Origin of the sequence: Clostridium guangxiense (assembly GCF_021043395.1) — a bacterium.
Classification (GTDB): Bacteria; Bacillota; Clostridia; order Clostridiales; family Clostridiaceae; genus Clostridium_S; species Clostridium_S guangxiense.
Genome location: NZ_JAJNKE010000003.1, coordinates 1 through 21,228 on the forward strand (window position 1 = coordinate 1; position 21,228 = coordinate 21,228).

Below are 21,228 nucleotides of genomic sequence, written 5' to 3' on the forward strand. Positions count from 1 at the left end.
GTTAGTAGAAATACCACCCAAAATAAGCATATCAAGTTTCATGGGATATTTAAAAGGAAAGAGTAGTTTAATGATATTTGATCAGCATGCAAATTTGAAATATAAATATGGCAACAGAGAATTTTGGTGTAGAGGATACTATGTTGATACAGTTGGAAAAAACAAAAACAAAATAGAACAGTATATAAGAAATCAATTGCAAGAAGATTTGGCATATGAACAGATGAGTATAAAAGAACTTGTTGATCCGTTTACCGGTGAGCCAGTAAAGAAGAACAAAAAATAGTCGCTTTAGCGACTGCACGGAAAAGTATGCGGGTGGCGGACCATTCAGAGGGCTTTTAGCCCAGCCAGTAATATGCCCTTACAGGGCTGAGCAAACCACCGGCTTAGCCGGTGGTCATGATTTTTATGCAAATTCAAATCTATCGAAGAATGTACATATCATATTTACTAAAGTCAGTTTAAAAAATAAAAGACAACTGCTAATCCTAAAAATCTAAATTATATTGCCAAATTCTATGATATAATTACATTAAAGTTCTAAAAGGTTAAATATATCACATCATTTTGAAAACAATTGATAAAGCTGGTGTTAAAGTGAATATAACAGAAATTTTTAAAGAAATATTAAACAATTATTTGGACAATACAAAACAGGGAAAATTCAATAAAAATCATCCTATGTTTCAAATGGTAAATTATAAAACTGTAGAAGCTATTAATCCAATTATTTCAGACAATGATAAACTTTCTGCTAAGGGATCTTGCGGTGCTGGAGGTTGGACAAGATATCCTTGGGTGGCTATTTATAATACAGAAATAACAAAAACTATTCAAAAGGGTATATACATAGTTTATTTGTTTTCTGAAGATATGGAAAGAGTTTATTTAACTTTAAATCAAGGTTGTACCAAGCTAAAAAGTGATTTAGGAGTTAAAACTGCTAAGGAATCAATGATTGAAACTAGAGAAAATATAAGAAATACCATAGGCAATAGGAACTTTGAAACTGATAATGATTTGAAGGTTGGAAATGTAGATTATGAAGTAGGAACTATTTTTTATAAAGAATACAAAGTTGATGATCTTACAAATGAAGAAGCTTTTGTGCAAGATTTGAATAATATGATTCAAATATATAATGAGTACTATAATAAGATGTTTTTAAAAAATGAAGATATGGGAAATGAAGCTATTATGAAAAGTGAGGCCAATAGCAAATTGAGTATGAAAAGCGTAATAGAGAATATACAAAAATACATTAATAATAAAGGGTTTATATATTCTTATGAAGAATTAAGCAATTTTTATTTATCATTAAAAACCAAGCCATTTGTTATATTGGCAGGCATCAGTGGTACAGGTAAGTCCAAGCTTGTTAAGTTGTTTAGTGAAGCTATAAATGGTGTGTACAATTTAATTAGTGTTAAACCAGATTGGAATGATAGTACAGAACTACTTGGTTATAAAAATATAAATGATAAATTTATAGCAGGAAAGTTGAGCAAAATAATTTTAGAAGCCTCTAAAAAAGAAAATTTAAAAAAGTCATATTTTATTTGTTTAGATGAGATGAATTTGGCTAGAGTAGAATATTATTTAAGTGAATATTTAAGTGTAATTGAATCTAGGAAATTTGATGAGAATAATTGTATTAAGACGGATAAAATCTTCTCCAACGAATATTTTGATAAAAGCAATGAATATTCCTGTCTTGAAATTCCAGAAAATGTTTATATAATTGGTACGGTAAATATGGATGATACAACCTTTGCTTTTAGTAGGAAGGTTTTAGATAGGGCTAATACTATTGAATTTTCAGATGTTCACTTAGAAAATTTGGATTTTTATGATAACAAGGTAGAGAGCATAGAGCTAAGCAACGATTTTCTCAAATCTAAATTTATAAACATAAAGGATGCATTAAAAGAAAATAAGGAGTATGTGACAGAAATTAATAAAAAAATAATAAAAATCAACAATATCTTAACTGCAGGAAATAAACAATTTGGATATAGAGTTAGAGATGAAATTATTTTTTACATGCTTCAAAATAAAATTAATGGATTATTAGATGGAGATGTTGCTTTTGATTTTCAAATAATGCAAAAGGTGCTTCCAACTATTACTGGAAGTGAAGCTGTTATTAAAGATATATTAATTCAGCTTTATGAATATTGTAATCCAAATATAGAAATTGATAATACTGACGATTATATAAAGGAAGCTACAGATAATTTAGAAACTGCATTGTATACAAATAGTGCAAAGAAAATATTAACGATGTTAAGAGGATATGAAGATGGATTTGTATCATACTGGGCTTAGGGGAAAGCTTTTAGAGATAAGTTCTGATGAGTTTGGAGTTACACTTACGGGTTATGTTACGGATAAAAAAGCAGAAGCTTTAAATAATAATCTCAATATTCCAGCCCGTCTTATGGTTAACGGAGAATATAAGAATAAAGTTGTAATTAAAACATGTACGCAAACTGGAGAATTGGTAAATAATGATGGTGTTACAATGATGCCATGTTTTTTTGAAAATGGTAAGTATCAGCTTATTTTAGAGAATAAAGATAATTCCTTATATGAAATATTCCATATGGATAATAAAATAAATGATTATTTTGAGAAGGTTGGAAATTGCCTTATAGGTATAATAGATTTTTCATCAGACATTGGATATTCTACTTTTTCTTTATGTAAGAATGGAAAGAATATATTATTTTTTACAATAGAAGTGTTTCCTTCTAAATTGGATTACTATAAAGATTATAAGGAAATTATAAGAGAGATAAATGAAGAGATAAGTTCGCTAGCTTTTGAACTTATAGGAAAAACATATTTAAGTGCCAAGCTAAAGGAAACTAAACATCAAACAAATTTAGAATTTATAAATATACTAAAGGTTATATTTGATGATTTGGAGAAAGCAATAAAAAGGATTGAAAAAAATCCTAAGCATAATTTAGAAAGCTTATATAGGGTGACAGATACATATAAAGCAAAAAGGGTTTCGAGAAATACAATATCATATATAAAAAAGCATCCAAATGTTTTAATTGAGGATAAAAGTGGATTTATAAAGCTTGGAGATAGAAGTTTTATTACAAATAAAGTAATAGAAGAGAGGAAAAGAACTACTACCAATATATATGAAAATCAATTTGCAAAGTACATTATAAAGCGAATTATTAAGAGGCTTAAAAATATTGAGAAGAATATAATTACTGTATATAATGAAAATACTTCATACCTTTCCTTTGTTGCAGAGAAGAGAACGTTATTAGAAAAACATCTTAGGATTAATTTTAGAAATATAGATGATCTTAAAGGGAAAAAAACAATGAGTTTGGTTTTTCAAATGGCGCCTGGATATAAGGAATTATATAAAAAGTATATGATGCTAAATAAAGGCTTATCATTAGGACAAGATTTGTATAAAATTACACCTAAAAAATTATATTCTCTATATGAAATATGGTGTTATATAAAAATACATAATATATTGGAGGAGCTAGGCTATAAGGTAGAAGAATATGGCATTTTAAAATATAGGGATAATGGAATTTACTTTTCACTATTGCAGGATGAGAAAGCAAAAATGGTTTATTCTAATAGCAAAAACAAACTAGAATTGTGGTACAACAAATCTTATAGTTCACCGACGACACGACAACGACCGGATACTGTGCTTTGCATTAAAAAATTGAATAGCAAGGATAGCAGAATTTATATTTTTGATGCAAAATATAGGGTTAATGTTGATTCTAATGGAAATGCAGGACCTATGGAGGAAGATATAAATGTAATGCATAGGTATAGAGATGCTATAGTATCAAAACTAGATAATTCATTTCAATTTAAATATGAGACCTTTGGTGCCTATGTAATGTTTCCTTATGGTGATGAGAAGAAGTTTATTACTAATAAATTTTATAAAAGCATAGAAGAGGTAAATATAGGTGCTTTTCCAATGCTTCCTGGCAGCACTAAATTAATAACTAGGCATTTACAAAATATCATAAATCAATCAGATTTAGAAGCTAAAAGTGAAAGAATTCTTATTGATGAATATGATGATTATGCTAAATTTAAGCTGGAAAATGTTATGGTTGTGAATGTTAAAGACAAAGAACATTTTAAGGTGTACAAAGAATATTTATTTTATCATATTCCAGAGAAACACTTAAAAGATGTTAGGCTAGGAGTTGAATATTTAGCCTTCTATCAGTCTAAAAAATCATTTGGTGATGAAGCTGGCATAAAGTATTTTGGAAGGATAAAAACCATAGATAAATATAAAAGAAAAGAATGTATAGAGCTTCCTTCAAGAAAAGCTGCAGGAGATGAAATTTATACACGAATAAATTTAGAGTATATTAAGGAAATAAAAAAGGTTGAGCCAATACAAGCTGGAACTCAATTAGTAACGTATACAACTTTGTATTTATTATTGAACGCTGAAAATATGCATGAGCTAAAATTAAAAAGCAATCTTGAAATCAATGTATATAAAAAGCTTAAAAATGTAGCAAAGGAAAAGCAGTGGAAAATTAGAAAAGAAAATGATAAATATATAGTAAACAATAATGTGATAGAAATTTTAGATGAAAATAAAATTAGGGTCAATGGTAAATTTTACTTGCTTGAAAATCTAGAATTAACGATTAATTGATGCTAAAATTCATGTAATAACTATACCAAAGAGGTGACCATAAAATGAAAACAATTCAAGTATCAGCCGCAATTATAAAACGCAACAACGAAATATTTACGACCTGTCGTAGTTATGGAGATTTTAAAGATATGTGGGAGTTTCCAGGTGGCAAAATAGAACCTGGAGAAACAAGAGAAGAGGCACTCATCCGTGAAATTAAAGAGGAATTAGAATTGGATATTAAAATTTCTAAATACATAACTACAATTGACTATGATTATCCCAATTTTCATCTTACAATGCACTGCTTCTTGTGTGAGGTATGCGGAGGAAAGCTGCATTTAAATGCTCATAATGAAGTTAGATGGGTGCCATTAGAAGAACTTGACAAACTTAATTGGGTGCCGGCGGACGTATTGGTTGTTGAAAAACTTAAAAAATTATAAGGAAGGAAAGTTATTAACATAGGATTGAATTTAATTGACAAAAATAGGATATAGTCAAAAAGGTAGCGGGAAAAGAAAAACAAGTACAATTAAAAAATGAGTTGAGTATTTTATATAAAAAGAGACCAGCATTTGTAGATGAATTAAGTAAAATGAGATAAAGAATCACTGTTATAATACGGGAGAGTTGATTAATATGAGCAGAAAACCAAGAGTTCACTATACCTTAAGTGATTTAAAAGATCAAACAGCACCATCAAAAAAGGATGTAGAAAAAATCCTTAGAGCTGCAGATGAAATTATTTTTACTGCAGGTAGGTCAATGCTTGCAAAAATACTAAAGGGATCTAAAGATAAGAAAGTTTTAGAAAGTCATCTTGACAGCTGCCCGAGTTATGGATATTACAAAGATTTAACTCTCGAAAAAATCACTAAAATTATAGACTGGATGCTTGTGAATGATTATTTAGATATTGATTATAATGGAAGGCTTCCTATGATAATTTTTTCAGAGAAAGGTTGGGAAACCTATAAGCCTGTTTATGTAGAAGAGCTATATAATTGCATTTTAAATGTGAATATAGATGAACCTAATCAAGATGACCTTGTAGAAAGACTTAAAGGAACTAATAGAGAGGTAATTAAGCTTTTACTATTAAAAATCGGAGAAAGCAAAAATATTGGCACTATAAGATTTTTAATGAAATGGCAAAGCAGTGAGGTTAAGAAGGTTAGAGGCATGATAAATGGTGCCATTTTAAAATTAAAAAACAGCTAAATTAATATTTTAGATTTTTGTATAAGCAAATTATCAAGTTATCAAATTTTGCTAGCTTGCTTTTTAAGCTTTATATAAGTTTTTCCTCAGTTGCCAGTGGACATGAACTATCGAGCTCAGGATCTTTTAATGCTCTTGCCATAAATTTTATTTCCTTTAGTACTATTTTTATTAGTATATAACAAAAATGTGCGTACTTGAAAATTTGTACATTTAACCATATCATTATTGTATTAAGTTTTATCTGGAACAAATATGACAGTAAAACATCTTGATGGCATAATAGTGGAATATGTTGAGCATATCTAGCAACATCGTAAATCAGATTATGTATATGTTAGATATGAAAATTAATAAAATACAAAGAGAAAAGAAGTATTATGCTTCTTTTTTTTGTTATAATAATTTGTAAGAATATACAGAATTGAAGGGAAAGATATAATGCGTAGATATATAAAGCTTTTCTTTGATAATAAATGCAAAAACAATAAAAAATTTGAACTTGTTGATTTAGAAAAATTTATTATAGAAAAATGCGGTGGACAAAGTAACTACTATGAACTTGGCGGTTATGAGGCTTTTTATAAGGAAATGCAAAAGTTAAAGGAAGAAAAAATTATAAGAGAAATTGCAAGATCAGAAAGCAATAGGGCTAAATTGCCTATGAAATTAAAGTGGACTATAGTTACTTCTAAGGTAGAAAGCTCTTGGAAAGATGAAGATATTATTAAGTATTCTGATATGCTAAATTTTAAAACTTATATTAAACATCCAGAGTATCAAACTAAAAAAGAATGGATGTACATAAAAAATATATACAATTTTTTAAAGGAAAGGGAAAACAGGAAGTGGGATAGTGTTGAGGAAAGATGCCTAGAGCTTTTTTACGATGAAAAATTTTTGACAGACAGTGATAATGGCAAAAAGGATAATAAAGTGCTCAAAAGGCTTTCCTTAAGTCTTGAGGATATAAAAGCTAAGCAGTATGGTGAACAGTTTATCTACTGGAATAGAGGGGTCAGTGAAATCAAAACTTTAATAATTCTGGAAAATCACTCTACATTTTTTTCTTTTAAGAGGGCAGTGCAAAAGGGTATAAAAGTATTTGGAATAGCGCCAGATGCACTTATTTTTGGATATGGGAAAAAAATTATAAAGAGTTTTTCTTTTCTAGATGAAATAGCTAAGCCAAGTGAAGTTACGGTATATTATTTTGGAGACATGGATCCAGATGGATATTTTATATATAAAGCATTGAAAGATAAGTATAATGATGTAAATATAAGTTTACTCGTACAGGCTTATGTGGAGCTTATAAAGGTACATAAAAAATATAAAAGCAAGAATCAGCAGAAAAATGAAGAATGTTTAAAGTGTATTTTGAAAGAATTTGAGGAAAAGAATTATGACAGGTATAAGGATTATGTAGTAGAGCTTTGGAAAGAAAATTGTAGAATTCCTCAAGAATTTATTACTTATGAATATTTGTTAGAGATGGAAGGAGGAATATAGAAAGATGGATTTAGTTCAAACTGGAATGATGGACAGGCTGAAAAAAATCAATGTTATAAGAATGCTTGGTACAGGCATGGACATAGGTGAGCTAAACAATTATGCTCATGAAATTTGCCTGTATCTTTTACTAAGCATATTTAGAAGAGAAATTACGGAAAACCCTAATAGAACACGTAACGATATGATATACATTGTTTCAGATATTTTAAGGGAAATGAAAATTTCTACTTCTGATAAGAATATAGAGAGAATTGTTGATGGAGTGCTGTGGTATAAAGACTCTAATAGACAGGATCCATTTAGCTGTCCAATATATAATGAAGAAACAAGAGAACATGAGATATATAAATTTAGATATTTGAAACCTGATAGAGAGCATTCAAGATGGGAAAAGGGCGGCAGTACAGTGTATATGCTTACAGAAGAAGCGGAGGAAATGATATTTATAACACGGGAAATGCTTGAAGAGTTTGGTTTTGATGTGGAGCAGTTTTACACACTTCAATTAATTAAAAGTGGAAACTTTAATAAAGCTTTAAGCAGCGTAAATAACCTAATTGGAAGAGTTAGAAATTTAATACGTAGGGAAAAAGATTATAGACATGATATTATGAGAAATCCTCAGGTAATATTTTTTGATGCCAAAAGGGACAGAAGAAAAACGGATCAGGAAATAAAAAGTCAATTTGAAGATGAAAAAAAGACTTTTGAGGATATGCTTTCCTGGAAAAGCAGACTTGAAAGTTTCCCTAAGGATAAAAGAAAAGATGGAGAAAAGCTTTTTGAAGAAGTAGAAAAGGCTAGAGTACTTCACAATTTACTTGCAAAAATAGTAGTAGACAATATGGCCTTTGAAGTGAAAATAAGAGTAAATTATCCAGAAAGCTTTTGGACAACATCTAGAGTATCTTTTAAGAAAGATATATGGCAAAATGTAATTGTTAAAAATGGACTGCCAAGTTTTGATTTGTTAGAGAACTTAGTGACGCCGCTTTTGTCTCCCAAGCTTGAATTTATATATCCTTTAGATTGGGCATGGCAGGAACAGCAGTCTATAAGGGAAAATGAAGAAGTTAATGTAGATGTACAAGGTGAGGAAGAAGAAAAAGAATTTATAAATAAAAAGAAAGTAGACTGGGAACTTATAGTAGATCTTTGGCAGCCAATTTTTGATAAATTTATAGATGGTGAAGGTTTTAGTATTACGGAACTTGAAAATATGGATGTTATTATTAAGGAAAGCTGGCTAAGCCAAAAAAAGAATACAGAAATATTTATGATGTTTGTGCTTACGGGGCTTACTTTTAGTGAGACAACTGAAGAATTTGATGAAATGGATGAAAGAATGATTTTGTTTAATAAATTGTGTGAAAAGGATGAAAAGTATAAAAAACTTATTGGAAAAACAGTTGCTTCAAAGTTAGAAGAAGAAAAGAAACCTTTAAGTTTGCAAAATTTATTTATATCACCATATAAAATATATATTAAAAATAATTTGGAGGATTAGTAATGGCATATACAACGGAAAATATACAAAAAGCATCTGCGTTATTTTTCATGCTTTTAAAAGAAAATATTGTATCTGTTAAAGAGCCTCTTGCAGAAGAATATTCAAATGATAATGAAATGAGGCAAATAGTAAAAACTATGGCAGCGGAAGCAGATCTTATGATAATAGAAACCATGGAAAATCTTCATTTAGTTTCTTCTGCTAATGGATCTATTTTTGCAAATTCTTATACTCAAATGAAGGAAAAGTATAAGGAGTTAAAAAACAAAAAGTACTTTTATTTGGCTAATTTGATAATATGCGTATTTTTATCTGAAGTGGACAAAGAAAATAACATAAGAATTAGATGGGAAGAAGAAGGTATATCTTATGCTAAGCTTGAAGACTTGGTGAATGGAATCATAAATTCCTGGATTGCAAGAGAAAAAAAGGAGGAAAGCTTTAGTCAAGATTGGGGTATAGCACTTAAGGAAATTGATGAGGTGTGGAATAAAGACTTTTCACCAATGAAAAACAGTAAAACTAAAGGCAGCATAGATGTGGTAAATACTACGGATAATAGATTTAATTTTATTTATAAGGCGTTAAAACCTTTAGCGGATCAAAAGCTTATTTACAACAATACTAAAGAACTTAAGTTGATTCCAAAATTAGAATTATACGAAAGATTAGACAAGCTGTATCACAATCAAGATAGATATAGAGAATTCATGAAACTTATAGAAGCTGCAAAGGAGGAAAAAAGCAATGCCGAGACTAACTAAAATTAGAATAGTAGGAAATAAGTATGATAATTTTAAAAAGTGTCACGACAATAGTATTTTTGATTTGACAAAGATGGGAGAACCAGACCATACTTTGTTTACTCTAAATAACGGAAGTGGTAAGGGAGTACTGATGCAGCTTATATCTCAGATAATGCTTCCAAATACGAGATGGGGTAAAAATGATGGAAATAAGATTGCTGGCATGTTTTTAAATAGAAACAATCAATTTAAACCCTACACTTTTCATGTGCTTTTAGAGTGGAAACTGGATACAATGCCGGATAAATGGTTAATGACAGGTATTTGCATCACTGCGGTAAAAAAGCTTGATAATAAGGAGGAGGAAAAGGAAGAAGAAAAAATAGGTGTAAAGTATTTTTTATATACTCATGAGCATTATGTTGATGACCCTTATATAGTAGAAAATATTCCTCTTTATTTAAAAGATGAAAGAAAAGCAGTGAGTTATAAAGCATTAGAAGAATTTTTAGGAGATAATAAAAGGGATTTTAGAAAATTTTCTGAGTCGGATTCCAGAAGTACAAACTCCGAATACTATCAGTATTTATCGGGACTTGGAATATACCGCTCAGAGTGGTCTATTTTAAAGCTTATAAATAAAGTGGAAGGCGGAGTTGGGGAATATTTTTCAAAGGCAAAAGATAATAAAGGTATTTTTGATGAATACATAATTCCAGCTATTTCTGAAAATTTAAACAGTCAATTTGAAGAAAATAAGAATGTGCTTAAAGATATGTTTAAAAGCAATATTTCTATAACTAAAAATCTTCCTATACTTATAAATAGAGAAGTAGATTATAAAAATATATCTTCATTATTAGATCCGTTAATACGAGATGCAGAGCAGGGAATTATTTATGAAGATAAGAAAAATAGCTGTATTATAAATGGAAATAACCTTTACTGTAGTTTAAACAGTATTCAAAATAATGTGCTAAATGAAATAGAAACCTGGGAAAAAGAAAAAAGTAAGGCAGAAACAAGAAAACGTGAGCTGCTTTTTGAAAAGGATAATTTGGAGTATGCAAAACAAATTAGAGCAAAAAAGGATTATGAAGGGAATAAGGCCTTTGAACAAAAAGAATTTGACTATATAAACAGCGAAATAGATGATTTGAATGAGGAAAAGAAAAAATATGAAATAAATAAGCTTATTATTCCTATGGAGAAAGATGAATATAAGAAAAAATCTACTCTTGAAGAAATAGAAAAGCTCATGAATTCTTTAGCTTTAAAAGATGTACATGGGGAAATGAATAAGGTAGAAGAAGAAATTAAAGATAAATGGAAAATTACACAGGAAAAATGGAGCAATATAAGCAGCCAATATAAAGCTTATGAAGCTTTTCTAAATAATAAAGAAGCAAAGTTAAAAGTGGAAATTAAAAGTTTAAATGAAAAAAAGCAGAGTATACAGGTTAATTTAAAGGCAATTGAAGATAAAAAGAAAGAATTTGATAAAAAAGAAAAGGAACTTGGCACGGAGTTTGATCCTTTTAGGATAGTTTATCCAGAATTATTGCTTGAAGATATTAAAAAGGAAAAGGAAGAAGAGGATAAAAAACTTTTAACTTTAAATAGCAAGTGCGAAAAGCTGGAGGAAAAAATAAATAGCCTAAAGCTAAAAATAGCTGAGTTTAAAATGAAACTTGAACAATATGGGGATAGTAAAAAAGATATTACAAAAAAGTATAATGAAAAGAAAGAGGAGGAAGAAAAGCTTTTTGCAAGAGTTTTAGAAGTTTGTAAGCTTGATCCTTTGATGGAAACTTATTCGGAAAATTGGCTTCAAAATAAGGCATTTGAGGTGAAGAAGCTTAAAGAAGAAAAAGAACTTCAAGAAAAGAAGCTTTACAAGGAATTATGGGAAAACAGTATTGATTTAAGCTTAAATACAGAAGAATACTGGATAGCAAATAACGATGTAAATAGTGTGAAAGATAAAATAGAGGCTTTAGGAATAAAAGTTATTTATGGAACTCAGTTTTTATATGCTCTTCATGAAGAACAAAAAAAGAACATGCTTTCAAATTACCCAATGCTGCCTTTTGGTTTAGTTATATCTAATGTTAATGAATGGAAAACCATAGAAAGTAACATAGATAAAGAAAGTTTTCTAAGAGCTTTAGTTCCAATTTATGTTCGAACAGAAATGAATAAGGTTGAAAGTGTTAACTATAAATTAATAGACCACAAAGCTTTAAAGTTTGTAGAGGATTATGATAGTTATGTATCTTGGAAGGAAAGCTTAAGTAAAAAAGAACTTGAAGCAAAAGAAACTATTAGAGTAGTTGAAGGCTCTACAGAAAAAATAGTAGAACTTCTTAATGCTATTAGTCTTGCACTTAAAACTGAAAGCTCTGCAGCGTTAGACCAAAAACTTAAACAAATAGAGCTTAATATTAATGAAAATTTAAGTGAGATAAGTGCAGCGGAGACTGGCATAAATAATTCTACAGAAAAACTTAATATTAATAAAAAAAATAGAGAAAATGTGGATGAAAATATTAAAAAGCTTTCTTATCAAATTGAAAAACTTGTGAATTTTATAGAATTTAAAAATGAAATAGATAAAAAATTAAAAGAAGAAAAAGAAGCGATGCAGGAGTTAAACAATTTAGTTTCTAAGCTTAGTGAAAAAGAACTAGAAAAAGAGCTTTTAGATAAAAATATAAATGATGAGAATTTAAACTATGAAAGATGGAAGGTTAAACTTGTTGAGCCAGGACTTAAGGACATAAGGGAGGTTGTAAAGGAAGCGGAATTTAAGGAAATAAATCCTAAAGATAATTTACAGTGCAGCACAGCTCCAAATTATGAAGCTTCAAAAAAAGATGAGATATACAGCAGTATTTCCTACAGAAAGAGTTTAAATACAAAGCTTGAAAGCAAAAATAATAGCATTGCTCTTTTGAAAAAGAATGCAGAGGATATTCAAGAAAATATAGACAGGCAGCTTAAAATGCTTAAAAAAATTGATTTGAATTGGAAAAACTATAAGGTAGAAAACATATCCTTGGAATTTGCTGAAATGGAATTTGATAATTTAGCTAAGAAAATAAAATTAAAAGAAAAGTTGGCTAAAGAGAAGTCTCAAAGCATAAGCAAGCTTGAAGGTCTTATAGAAGCTGTAATTAAAGACATAGAAAAGCAAGCTAATAAAATACTTGAAGAACACCAAAAAGCAGCTAATGTGTGGGAAAACTTAAATTTAGAAGAAAAGGAATTTAAAATTAAAAGTGGGATAGAGGATAATAGCAAATATTTAGCTAGAACAGAAAATATATTGAAAGCTTTAGAGGTTAGAAAGGCAAATATAAATAATTGTATTTCAGAAATTAAATACTTTGAAATTGATCCGCTAAAAGGAAAGACCTCAGAGTACGATATGAATAAGATAAAAGACAATGAAAAGAATGAAGTAGACAAATGGATACAAGATTTTAAGAACATAGATCAAAGTATAAAAAATCATACTACAAATGCCGAGGAGAATTTTGAAGTTTTTTTAGAGGCTTTAAAAAATGATATAAAAGATGAAATTTTAAAACACAAAATCAAAGAAATTATAGGGGATAAGACGAATATAGGCAATTTTACAAGCAACAAGGATTCTTTTAAAAGTATGAAGGAACACGCAGAAAGAGAAATAAATCAAATAAAAACTGACAAACTTGAAGCGGAAGAGGCAAAGGAACAGTGGGTTTCTAGAGCTGCAAGACAGGCAATTAAAATATCAGAGTGCTTAAAGGAAATGGTAAATAAAATGGTATATGTTAATGAAAATAATTATGCCTTTAAGCTTGTAAGACTTAAGGGAGAAGAACTTTTGCCTAAAGAAGAAAGTGATATTAATATACTTTTAAATGAATACTTTATTGAGTGCATTGAAAAGCTAGAAAAGAAGGGCGTGGATTTTGATAATCTTGATAACAAGGAACTAAACGAGCTTATGAGCGATAAAAAAATATTCTCAAAGGCTCTGAGGGGGAAATATCCCAGCTTAGAAGTATACAAAATGTCAGAGAAGAATGAATTTTTATACGCAAAACCACAGGATTATCATTACGCAACCTGGGGAGCAGTGAATTCAGGAGAAGGAGATTCACCAGAAGGCAGCGGGGGACAAACTCTGTCTATAAATACCTTTATAATTATGATGCTTATGAATTATAAAAAGAGAACCTTAGGCAATGAAAATCCATGGACTGTGTTAATGCTGGACAATCCTTTTGGCAAGGCTTCAGGAGCTCATGTATTAGACCCTATATTTACCATAGCAAACAAGCTTAATTTCCAAATTATAGCCTTTGCAGCACCAGAAATTATAAAAACAGAAATAAGTGAAAGATTTCCTGTTTTTTGGGCTTTAAAGATTAATAATGAAGAGGAAGATGGAAATCTAGGCAATGTAGTTGGTAGAGTAGTGCATGGAGGTAGAGTTAGAGGATAGTTATCATAGATAAACCACTTGAAAGCTTTAAAATATGTTTGGTAAGTTTTACAAGTAATGTTTTTTTAATTCACAATTCACAATGCACAGTTCACAATGAAGGATGATTTTCTTTCGCTTTGTTACAGAAAATTTAAAACTTATTGCTGACGCCAATTTGAGATAAATCCATATTAGCTCGCTTTGCCAGCTGAACATTGCATTTTTATATAATTTTAGATTTATCTGGCGAGAGAAAGATAAATCATTCTTCATTGTGCATTGATTTTAAATAAGTTAAATGTTACCAAAAAAATCTTGCTAATTTTAACCTTTCAAGTTGTTTATCTTTAATCTACTATCTATTGTGTATATACACATCTACTGCTTCTTTTACATGTTTTTTTGCAGCTTCACTGCAGGTTATGCTAAACTCATTTCCTATAAGCTCAGAACTAAATTCAGTAAAGCCCTGTGTTTTTAAAAAACTTTTTATATCCTCAACTCTTTCACCTTCAGCTGCTAATACTTTTTTGCCAACATAATCTTTATTTACATATATATCGTAAAAATCATGAGCTGTTTTAGAGCTATAATCATCTCCGCCAAATTTATTCCAAAGAACTGGAAAATTCCAAAATCCATTAAATCCATTATTATAATTACCATACATAAGAAACACATCCTTATAATATTTACTGTATATTATGTATTAAAAAAATATTTTTTATTCATGCCTTTAAATTTATATTATTTTGCTGTATAATAACGCCTATTCATGAGCAAATAATTAAGTAAACGATAAGATTACAGCGAAAGTGGTCATAGTTGAGAATACGTTAGTTGAACTAATAAAAAATATATGATATATTAGCGCCATATGGTCAGACCACTACACCAATGATAAATTACAAAAGAGGTGATTTTTTGAAGCATATAAAGCAATTAATGATTATTTTGACCGCATATTTTTTAGGGGTGATTATACAGCTAGCTCTTAACTTGCCTATACCAGGCACAGTTCTTGGTTTGATACTACTTTTCTTGGCCTTATATTTTAAGATAGTTAAAGTTGAAATGATTGAGGACATATGTGAAGTTTTAATATCTTGTATGTCATTTTTATTTGTTCCTGCTGGTGTTGGCTTAATGACATCTTTTGGTATGCTTAAAGGTAAAGTTATGGCATTTTCTATTATTATTTTTATTTCTACCGTTGTTGTCTGGGTTGTAACTGCTTATGTTGTTAAATTTTTAAGAAAGGTGTGCTAAAGATGAGGGCTATAGCAACTTCACCTATTTTTGGTGTGTTAATATCTATAATTGCCTATGAAATAGGTGCTTTAATCAAGCAAAAATTCAAGTTATCAATTTTTAATCCATTACTTATTGCAATAATAATTTTAATTGTATTTTTGTTGAAATTTAATATTAAATATAATGATTATGATAAAGGCGGACAAGTAATTTCTTTCTTTTTGGCTCCTGCTACTGTGGCTTTAGCGTTACCTTTATATAAGAAGTTTTCCTTATTTAAAAAAAATGCATTACCTATTATAGTAGGTATTTTATGTGGTGCTATTTCCGGAATGATATGTGTAATTGTACTTTCAAAATTATTCAATCTTTCAGATAAACTTACAAAATCATTAATACCTAAATCTATAACAACACCCATAGGAATGGCATTATCTAGACAATTAGGGGGAATTCCATCTATAGCTGTGGTTGCTATTATAATTACTGGAATATTAGGTTCTATTATTGGACCATTCTTGTACAAAATATTAAAAATAAATGATAAGGTAGCTATGGGAATAGCTATGGGTAGTGCATCGCATGCTGTTGGAACGGCTAAAGCTATAGAAATAGGGGAAACTGAAGGGGCTATGAGCAGTTTAACTATTGCTATTTCTGGAATTATGACAGTAATTATAGCACCCATATTGTGGAATTTATTTTCAGCGTTTTTTATTAAGTAATTTATGGAGGTATTAATGTGACTGATAATAAAAGTGATTCTAAAAAAAGCATATGTGCATTTAATAAGTTATTTGATTCAATTGATAATTTATTAGTTGAAGAAAGAGAACAAAGATTAAAATTAAAACTTGGCAAAGAAATAAAAAACAATATATTTACTAATGAAATCTTAATAAAACTTAACGAAAATGACTTTTCTGGTTTAATTGATGAGGAAAATAATAATATGACAGAACTTTTTTCTAGCATATTCCCTATATTTATAAAGAATGGCGATATAATTTTTAGATTATACAAGCATAAAATTGAAGTTGATTTATCTGACGAAATGAGAGATAGATATATTTACATATTTTCTGATGGAAGATTAACTTCTGGATTATTTCAATGTTTTAGTCTCGGCGATGATGAATATGTGTATGGAATAAAAAAAATAATTGATGCTATCCCACTTTTTAAAAATGCTATCATTGATACTTTGGAAAATTTTAAAAAGAATATTGATGTACATAATAATAAAATAGAAAATTCAAAAAATAGGGAACAATTAGCGGAAAAAAATTATAATGAATTACTTAATTATTTATCAAAAGGCAAAGAGAATTAACTTTTAGTAGAAACATATCAATTTAAGTAGAGGGAGATGACAGTCATGATTATTGACAAAATATTTTATAAAACATTGTTTAAAAAATTATTTTCAGATACCTTTGAATTAAAATTATGGGATGGAAGTTCTGAAGTTTATGGAGAAGGAGAAGTAAAATTTAAAATAATCTTCAATGAGCCTATTCCTAAAGCTGATATTATTAAAGATCCTTCATTAACCTTTGGAGAAGCTTATATGACTAAAAAAATAGATATTGAAGGAAGCGTTCAAACGGTTATAGAATCTCTATACAACAATAAAGAAAGTTTTTTATCCAACAGTGATAAATATGCAAGCTTATTAAAGATGGCTACAAATAATATTAAAAATAGCAGAAAAAATATCGAATTTCACTATGATATAGGAAATGATTTCTACAAGTTATGGTTAGATGATACTATGACATATTCTTGTGGTTACTTTAAGTCTAAAGACGATTCTTTAAATCAAGCTCAAAAAAATAAAGTACAGCATATTCTTAAAAAACTAGATTTGAAAGAAGGAGAGACTTTACTTGATATAGGTTGCGGCTGGGGAGAATTGATTATTTCAGCAGCAAAACAATATAAAGTAAAGGCTATGGGTATAACTTTAAGTTCTGAACAACTTAATAAAGTTAAGGAAAGAGTAAAAAATGAAGGCTTAGAGGATTTAGTTGAAGTTCAACTTGTAGATTATAGAGAATTAAAAAATAGAAAGTTTGATAAAGTAGTCAGTGTAGGCATGCTTGAACATGTAGGACAAGATCATCTTTCTGAGTATTTTGATACTATAGATAAACTACTAAATGATAAGGGTGTATCTTTACTTCATTGCATAACAGGCATAAAAACTGGAGGAAACAACACATGGATAAATAAGTACATTTTCCCAGGAGGATACGTTCCTGGAATTGCAGAACTCATTAACTGTATGTCGGAAAGAAATTTTAACGTAATTGATGTAGAGAATTTAAGATTGCACTATGGAAGAACTTTGGAACACTGGGCGGAAAACTTTGAAAATGCACTGCCTGAAATAAGAAAAACTAAAGATGAAACTTTTATAAGGATGTGGAGATTGTATTTAAATTCTTGTGCAGCATCATTTAATTGTGGAAATATAACTATCCATCAATTCTTATTTAATAAAGGCGTAAATAACGATTTAGAGTGGACTAGAGATTACATGTATAAATAGAAACTGTTTAAATATAATTTACCCTAGCTGGTCTATAAAAGAATAATACACATATCTCTTGAACATAATAAGCATTGAGTCAAAATCAATTTTAAAATTTTATTAAAGGAGATGTGTAGTTATGAGAAGTAATCCAGATGATAGAAGAGATAATGTGGATAGAATTCAAGAAAATATAGACAATACTATTCAAAATATTCATCAAGCAAATGAAATGATTAAAAATGAAGATAATGAAAAAACTAAACAAGATTTAAAGGCAAAAAATTGTAGAAGAGAAGAATCGTTAAATGAATTAAGATCAGAAATTAAAGATGAAGCAGCAGATAAAAAAAGAGGATACGAATAAAGATATATTTAAAGAAAAAGGATATTCACTAAATGATAGTATTATTTAGTGAATATCCTTTTTTATACTTAACAAAAATAATTACTTATTAATAATTAATATTGATTAATAATAACTGGAGTGATATGATTAATTTGTAAGATAAATAATATTTTGAAAATTTAAAGAAAAGAGGGTTTTGAGTATGATTTACAATATTCTCATTGGAGGAGCAGCAGGTCAAGGTATGGAGACTCTTGCTTCTATATTAGAAAAAATCTTAAAAGAAAAGGGATTTGGAACTTTTTCAATTCAAGATTATATGTCTAGAGTTAGAGGTGGACATAATTTTTTTCAAATTCGTTTTGGAAATGAAGAAATATACTCTCATTCTAAAAAAATTGATGGAATATTAGCGTTAAATAGTGATACAGTTAAACTTCATATAGGAGATTTAAAAGAAACAGGATTTGTAATTTGTGATGAAGAAGTAGATTATGAAGATGCCAGAATATATAAATTGCCTTTAAAAAAGATTGCTAAAAAGATAGGCAATTCAAGGGTTTTTGGAAGTGCTGCTTTGGGAGCAATTTTGAAATTATTTAATCAAGATTTGAGCTCTGTAGCGGATGTATTAAATAGGAAATTTAAGGCTGAAATTGCTGTTAAAAACCTAGAGGCCTTTAAAGAAGGTGCAAAATTGGTTTTGCCTAAATACTATACAGTATCAAACGGCAAAAACGATAATATTTTAATTAATGCTAATGATGCTATAGCACTAGGAGCTCTTGCTGCAGGCTGCAAACTTTATTCGGCTTATCCAATGACACCATCTACAAGTATTATGACTTATTTGGCATCAAAAATGGGAGAAGCTGAAATAGTTGTAGAGCAGGCAGAAGACGAAATTGCTGCTATTAATATGGCAATCGGTGCAGCCTATACAGGCGTTAGGGCAATGACTGGTAGCTCTGGAGGTGGCTTTGCATTGATGGTTGAAGCGGTAGGACTTTCAAGCATGCTGGAGGTTCCTATTGTAATAGCGGAAATACAAAGACCAGGCCCAACAACAGGACTACCTACTAGGACTGAACAAGGAGATTTAAGCTTTGTTATTCATGGTACGCCAGGAGAGATACCTAAAATGGTTATTGCAGTAAGAAGTCCAGAGGATGCTTTCTATCAGACGATGAGAGCCTTTAATCTTGCAGACAAGTATCAAATACCAGTAATTTTACTTGGAGACCAATTTCTTGCAGATAATTTAAGGACAGTAAAGCCATTTGATTTTAATAAAGTAAAAATCGAAAGGTATTTAAGTGATGATAAAATTGCAGGTGGTAAGGAGTATAGAAGATATGAGGTTACAGAAAACGGAGTTTCACCTAGAATAACACCTGGAAAGATACCTGGAACATCCGTTCTTGTAGACAGTGATGAGCACGATGAATCTGGACATATAACTGAATCCAGTGAAGTTAGAATAAAAATGAATGACAAGAGGCTTAGAAAAATTGAACATTTAAAAGAAGAACTTTTGGAACCTGAATATATAGGAGGAGAAGAAATAGATACACTTCTTGTTGGATGGGGTTCACTTTACAGCCCTATAAAAGGTGCGGTTAAATTTTTAAATAAAGAAGGAAAAGTAAAATATGGAGCTTTAGTTTTTGGAGATGTTTGGCCTCTTCCAGAAAAGCTTATAAGAGAAAAGGCAAAAAAGGTAAAGACACTTATAGATGTTGAACAAAATGCAACGGCACAGCTTGCTAGACTTATAAGAGAAAACACTGGAATAGAATTTGATGCTAAGATTTTAAGATATGACGGAAGTCCTCTATCTTCAGAAGATATAATTAAAAAAGTAAAGGAGGATAAATAAAATGGAATTTTGTGCTTTAGAAACTGCATGGTGTCCTGGATGCGGAAATTTTATAATATTGGACGCGCTTAAGGAGACCCTCATAGAGTTAAATAAAAAACCACATGAAGTGCTTTTAGTTGGCGGTATTGGTCAGGCTGCGAAAATGCCTCAATATTTAAATACTAATGGATTTTGTGGACTTCATGGAAGAGCTCTTCCAGCAGCAGCGGCAGCAAAGATTGCAAACAAGGCTTTAACTGTAATTGTTGATTCTGGTGATGGAGATTCTTATGGTGAAGGAGGAAATCACTTTATTCACAATATTAGGAGAAATGTTGATATAACACATTTTGTTCACGATAACCAAATTTATGGACTTACAAAAGGTCAGGCATCTCCAACCACTGATATGGGTCAAGTTACATCAATACAGCCTTATGGATCAAATAACATTCCAATGAATCCTGTACTTCTTGCAATTACTTTAGGAGCAGGTTTTGTTGCAAGAGCTTTTAGCAATGATAAAGAACAACTAAAAGAAATAATGAAGGCGGCCATAAATTATAAAGGATATGCCTTGGTAGATATACTTCAACCATGTGTAAGCTTTAATAAGGTTAATACTTATCAATGGTATAAAAAGAGAATTTATACTTTAGATGAAAGCTATGATAAAACCAATAAATTAAAGGCCATGGAAAAAGCTATGGAATGGGGAGATAAGATTCCTGTTGGAATTCTTTATGAAGAAGAAAAGGAAGACTTTCACGATAAACTTAATTTCTTAAAGGATGGAAAACCCCTTGTATATAGTGATTTTGATATTGATAAGATTAGCACATTTATTGATGATTTTAAATAAGGATTACCTTCATAAAAAATAAGGATGTGAAAAATGTAGGTATTCTTTTTACGGACCGCTTATAATGCTTTATGCGTGGTGTAGTAAAACCTATAGAATACCTTTTTCACAACCTCCTATAAATGTTATGTAATAAAAATTTTTGAATTTATTAAGCATAATAATATAATATAAACAATTAATGTAAAATAAGTTAATAATAGGAGGATAATGAAGCTTTTTATAGTG

17 protein-coding genes are annotated in these 21,228 nt (G+C 29.5%); 16 read left to right on the forward strand and 1 reads right to left on the reverse strand.

The annotated features are described in order from the left end of the window. From tnpA to LQK79_RS03090, 9 genes are all read left to right on the forward strand, one after another. Window positions 1-286, forward strand: a 286-nt coding sequence (tnpA, locus tag LQK79_RS03050; protein WP_231015499.1) for an IS200/IS605 family transposase, incomplete at its 5' end; no start/stop codon positions are given. Window positions 287-570: 284 nt separating this feature from the next. Continuing rightward, on the forward strand, window positions 571-2,331 hold the full coding sequence (locus LQK79_RS03055) for an McrB family protein (protein WP_231015500.1): 1,761 nt from the start codon (window positions 571-573) through the stop codon (window positions 2,329-2,331). Then, window positions 2,306-4,684, forward strand: a complete 2,379-nt coding sequence (locus tag LQK79_RS03060; protein WP_231015501.1) for a restriction endonuclease-like protein — start codon at window positions 2,306-2,308, stop codon at window positions 4,682-4,684. Before LQK79_RS03055 ends, LQK79_RS03060 begins: the two co-directional genes overlap by 26 nt. A 44-nt stretch (window positions 4,685-4,728) precedes the next feature. Then, complete coding sequence (mutT, locus tag LQK79_RS03065) at window positions 4,729-5,112, forward strand: 8-oxo-dGTP diphosphatase MutT (RefSeq protein WP_231015502.1); 384 nt, start codon at window positions 4,729-4,731, stop codon at window positions 5,110-5,112. Between the two features lie 196 nt (window positions 5,113-5,308). Beyond that, complete coding sequence (locus LQK79_RS03070; RefSeq protein WP_231015503.1) at window positions 5,309-5,890, forward strand: RQC domain-containing protein; 582 nt, start codon at window positions 5,309-5,311, stop codon at window positions 5,888-5,890. A gap of 441 nt (window positions 5,891-6,331) precedes the next feature. Further along, window positions 6,332-7,402, forward strand: coding sequence for a Wadjet anti-phage system protein JetD domain-containing protein (locus tag LQK79_RS03075; protein WP_231015504.1), 1,071 nt, complete (start codon window positions 6,332-6,334; stop codon window positions 7,400-7,402). Between the two features lie 4 nt (window positions 7,403-7,406). Further along, complete coding sequence (locus LQK79_RS03080; RefSeq protein ID WP_231015505.1) at window positions 7,407-8,912, forward strand: hypothetical protein; 1,506 nt, start codon at window positions 7,407-7,409, stop codon at window positions 8,910-8,912. Between the two features lie 2 nt (window positions 8,913-8,914). Beyond that, window positions 8,915-9,679, forward strand: a complete 765-nt coding sequence (locus LQK79_RS03085; RefSeq protein ID WP_231015506.1) for a DUF6063 family protein — start codon at window positions 8,915-8,917, stop codon at window positions 9,677-9,679. Continuing rightward, a complete protein-coding gene (locus LQK79_RS03090; protein ID WP_231015507.1) occupies window positions 9,663-14,156 on the forward strand; it encodes a hypothetical protein in 4,494 nt (1,497 codons plus the stop codon). Before LQK79_RS03085 ends, LQK79_RS03090 begins: the two co-directional genes overlap by 17 nt. A 337-nt stretch (window positions 14,157-14,493) precedes the next feature. Here the strand turns inward: LQK79_RS03090 and LQK79_RS03095 are convergent, their stop codons facing one another. Beyond that, window positions 14,494-14,808, reverse strand: a complete 315-nt coding sequence (locus LQK79_RS03095; RefSeq protein ID WP_231015508.1) for a hypothetical protein — start codon at window positions 14,806-14,808, stop codon at window positions 14,494-14,496. A 254-nt stretch (window positions 14,809-15,062) separates the two neighbouring features. On the opposite strand from LQK79_RS03095, the gene LQK79_RS03100 reads away from it, so the two are divergent. The 7 genes from LQK79_RS03100 (at window position 15,063) to LQK79_RS03130 (ending at window position 21,000) form a co-directional block, all read left to right on the forward strand. Then, window positions 15,063-15,407: a CidA/LrgA family protein gene (locus LQK79_RS03100; RefSeq protein WP_053241442.1), complete on the forward strand. Its 345-nt coding sequence runs from the start codon at window positions 15,063-15,065 to the stop codon at window positions 15,405-15,407. Between the two features lie 2 nt (window positions 15,408-15,409). Next, complete coding sequence (locus LQK79_RS03105; protein ID WP_231015509.1) at window positions 15,410-16,117, forward strand: LrgB family protein; 708 nt, start codon at window positions 15,410-15,412, stop codon at window positions 16,115-16,117. Window positions 16,118-16,134: 17 nt separating this feature from the next. Continuing rightward, window positions 16,135-16,725, forward strand: a complete 591-nt coding sequence (locus tag LQK79_RS03110) for a hypothetical protein (RefSeq protein WP_231015510.1) — start codon at window positions 16,135-16,137, stop codon at window positions 16,723-16,725. Window positions 16,726-16,770: 45 nt separating this feature from the next. Continuing rightward, the gene (locus LQK79_RS03115; protein ID WP_053241443.1) at window positions 16,771-17,946 is read left to right on the forward strand and encodes an SAM-dependent methyltransferase; all 1,176 of its coding nucleotides are present in this window, start codon (window positions 16,771-16,773) and stop codon (window positions 17,944-17,946) included. Between the two features lie 121 nt (window positions 17,947-18,067). Continuing rightward, window positions 18,068-18,295 (forward strand): small acid-soluble spore protein Tlp, encoded by a 228-nt coding sequence (gene tlp, locus LQK79_RS03120; RefSeq protein ID WP_231015511.1) that lies wholly within the window; start codon window positions 18,068-18,070, stop codon window positions 18,293-18,295. A gap of 184 nt (window positions 18,296-18,479) precedes the next feature. Continuing rightward, window positions 18,480-20,156 carry a 2-oxoacid:acceptor oxidoreductase subunit alpha gene (locus tag LQK79_RS03125; RefSeq protein WP_231015512.1) on the forward strand — a complete coding sequence of 559 codons (1,677 nt, stop codon included), beginning with the start codon at window positions 18,480-18,482 and terminating at the stop codon, window positions 20,154-20,156. 1 nt (window position 20,157) lies between these two features. After that, a complete protein-coding gene (locus LQK79_RS03130) occupies window positions 20,158-21,000 on the forward strand; it encodes a thiamine pyrophosphate-dependent enzyme (RefSeq protein WP_053241445.1) in 843 nt (280 codons plus the stop codon). Window positions 21,001-21,228 lie beyond the last annotated feature (228 nt).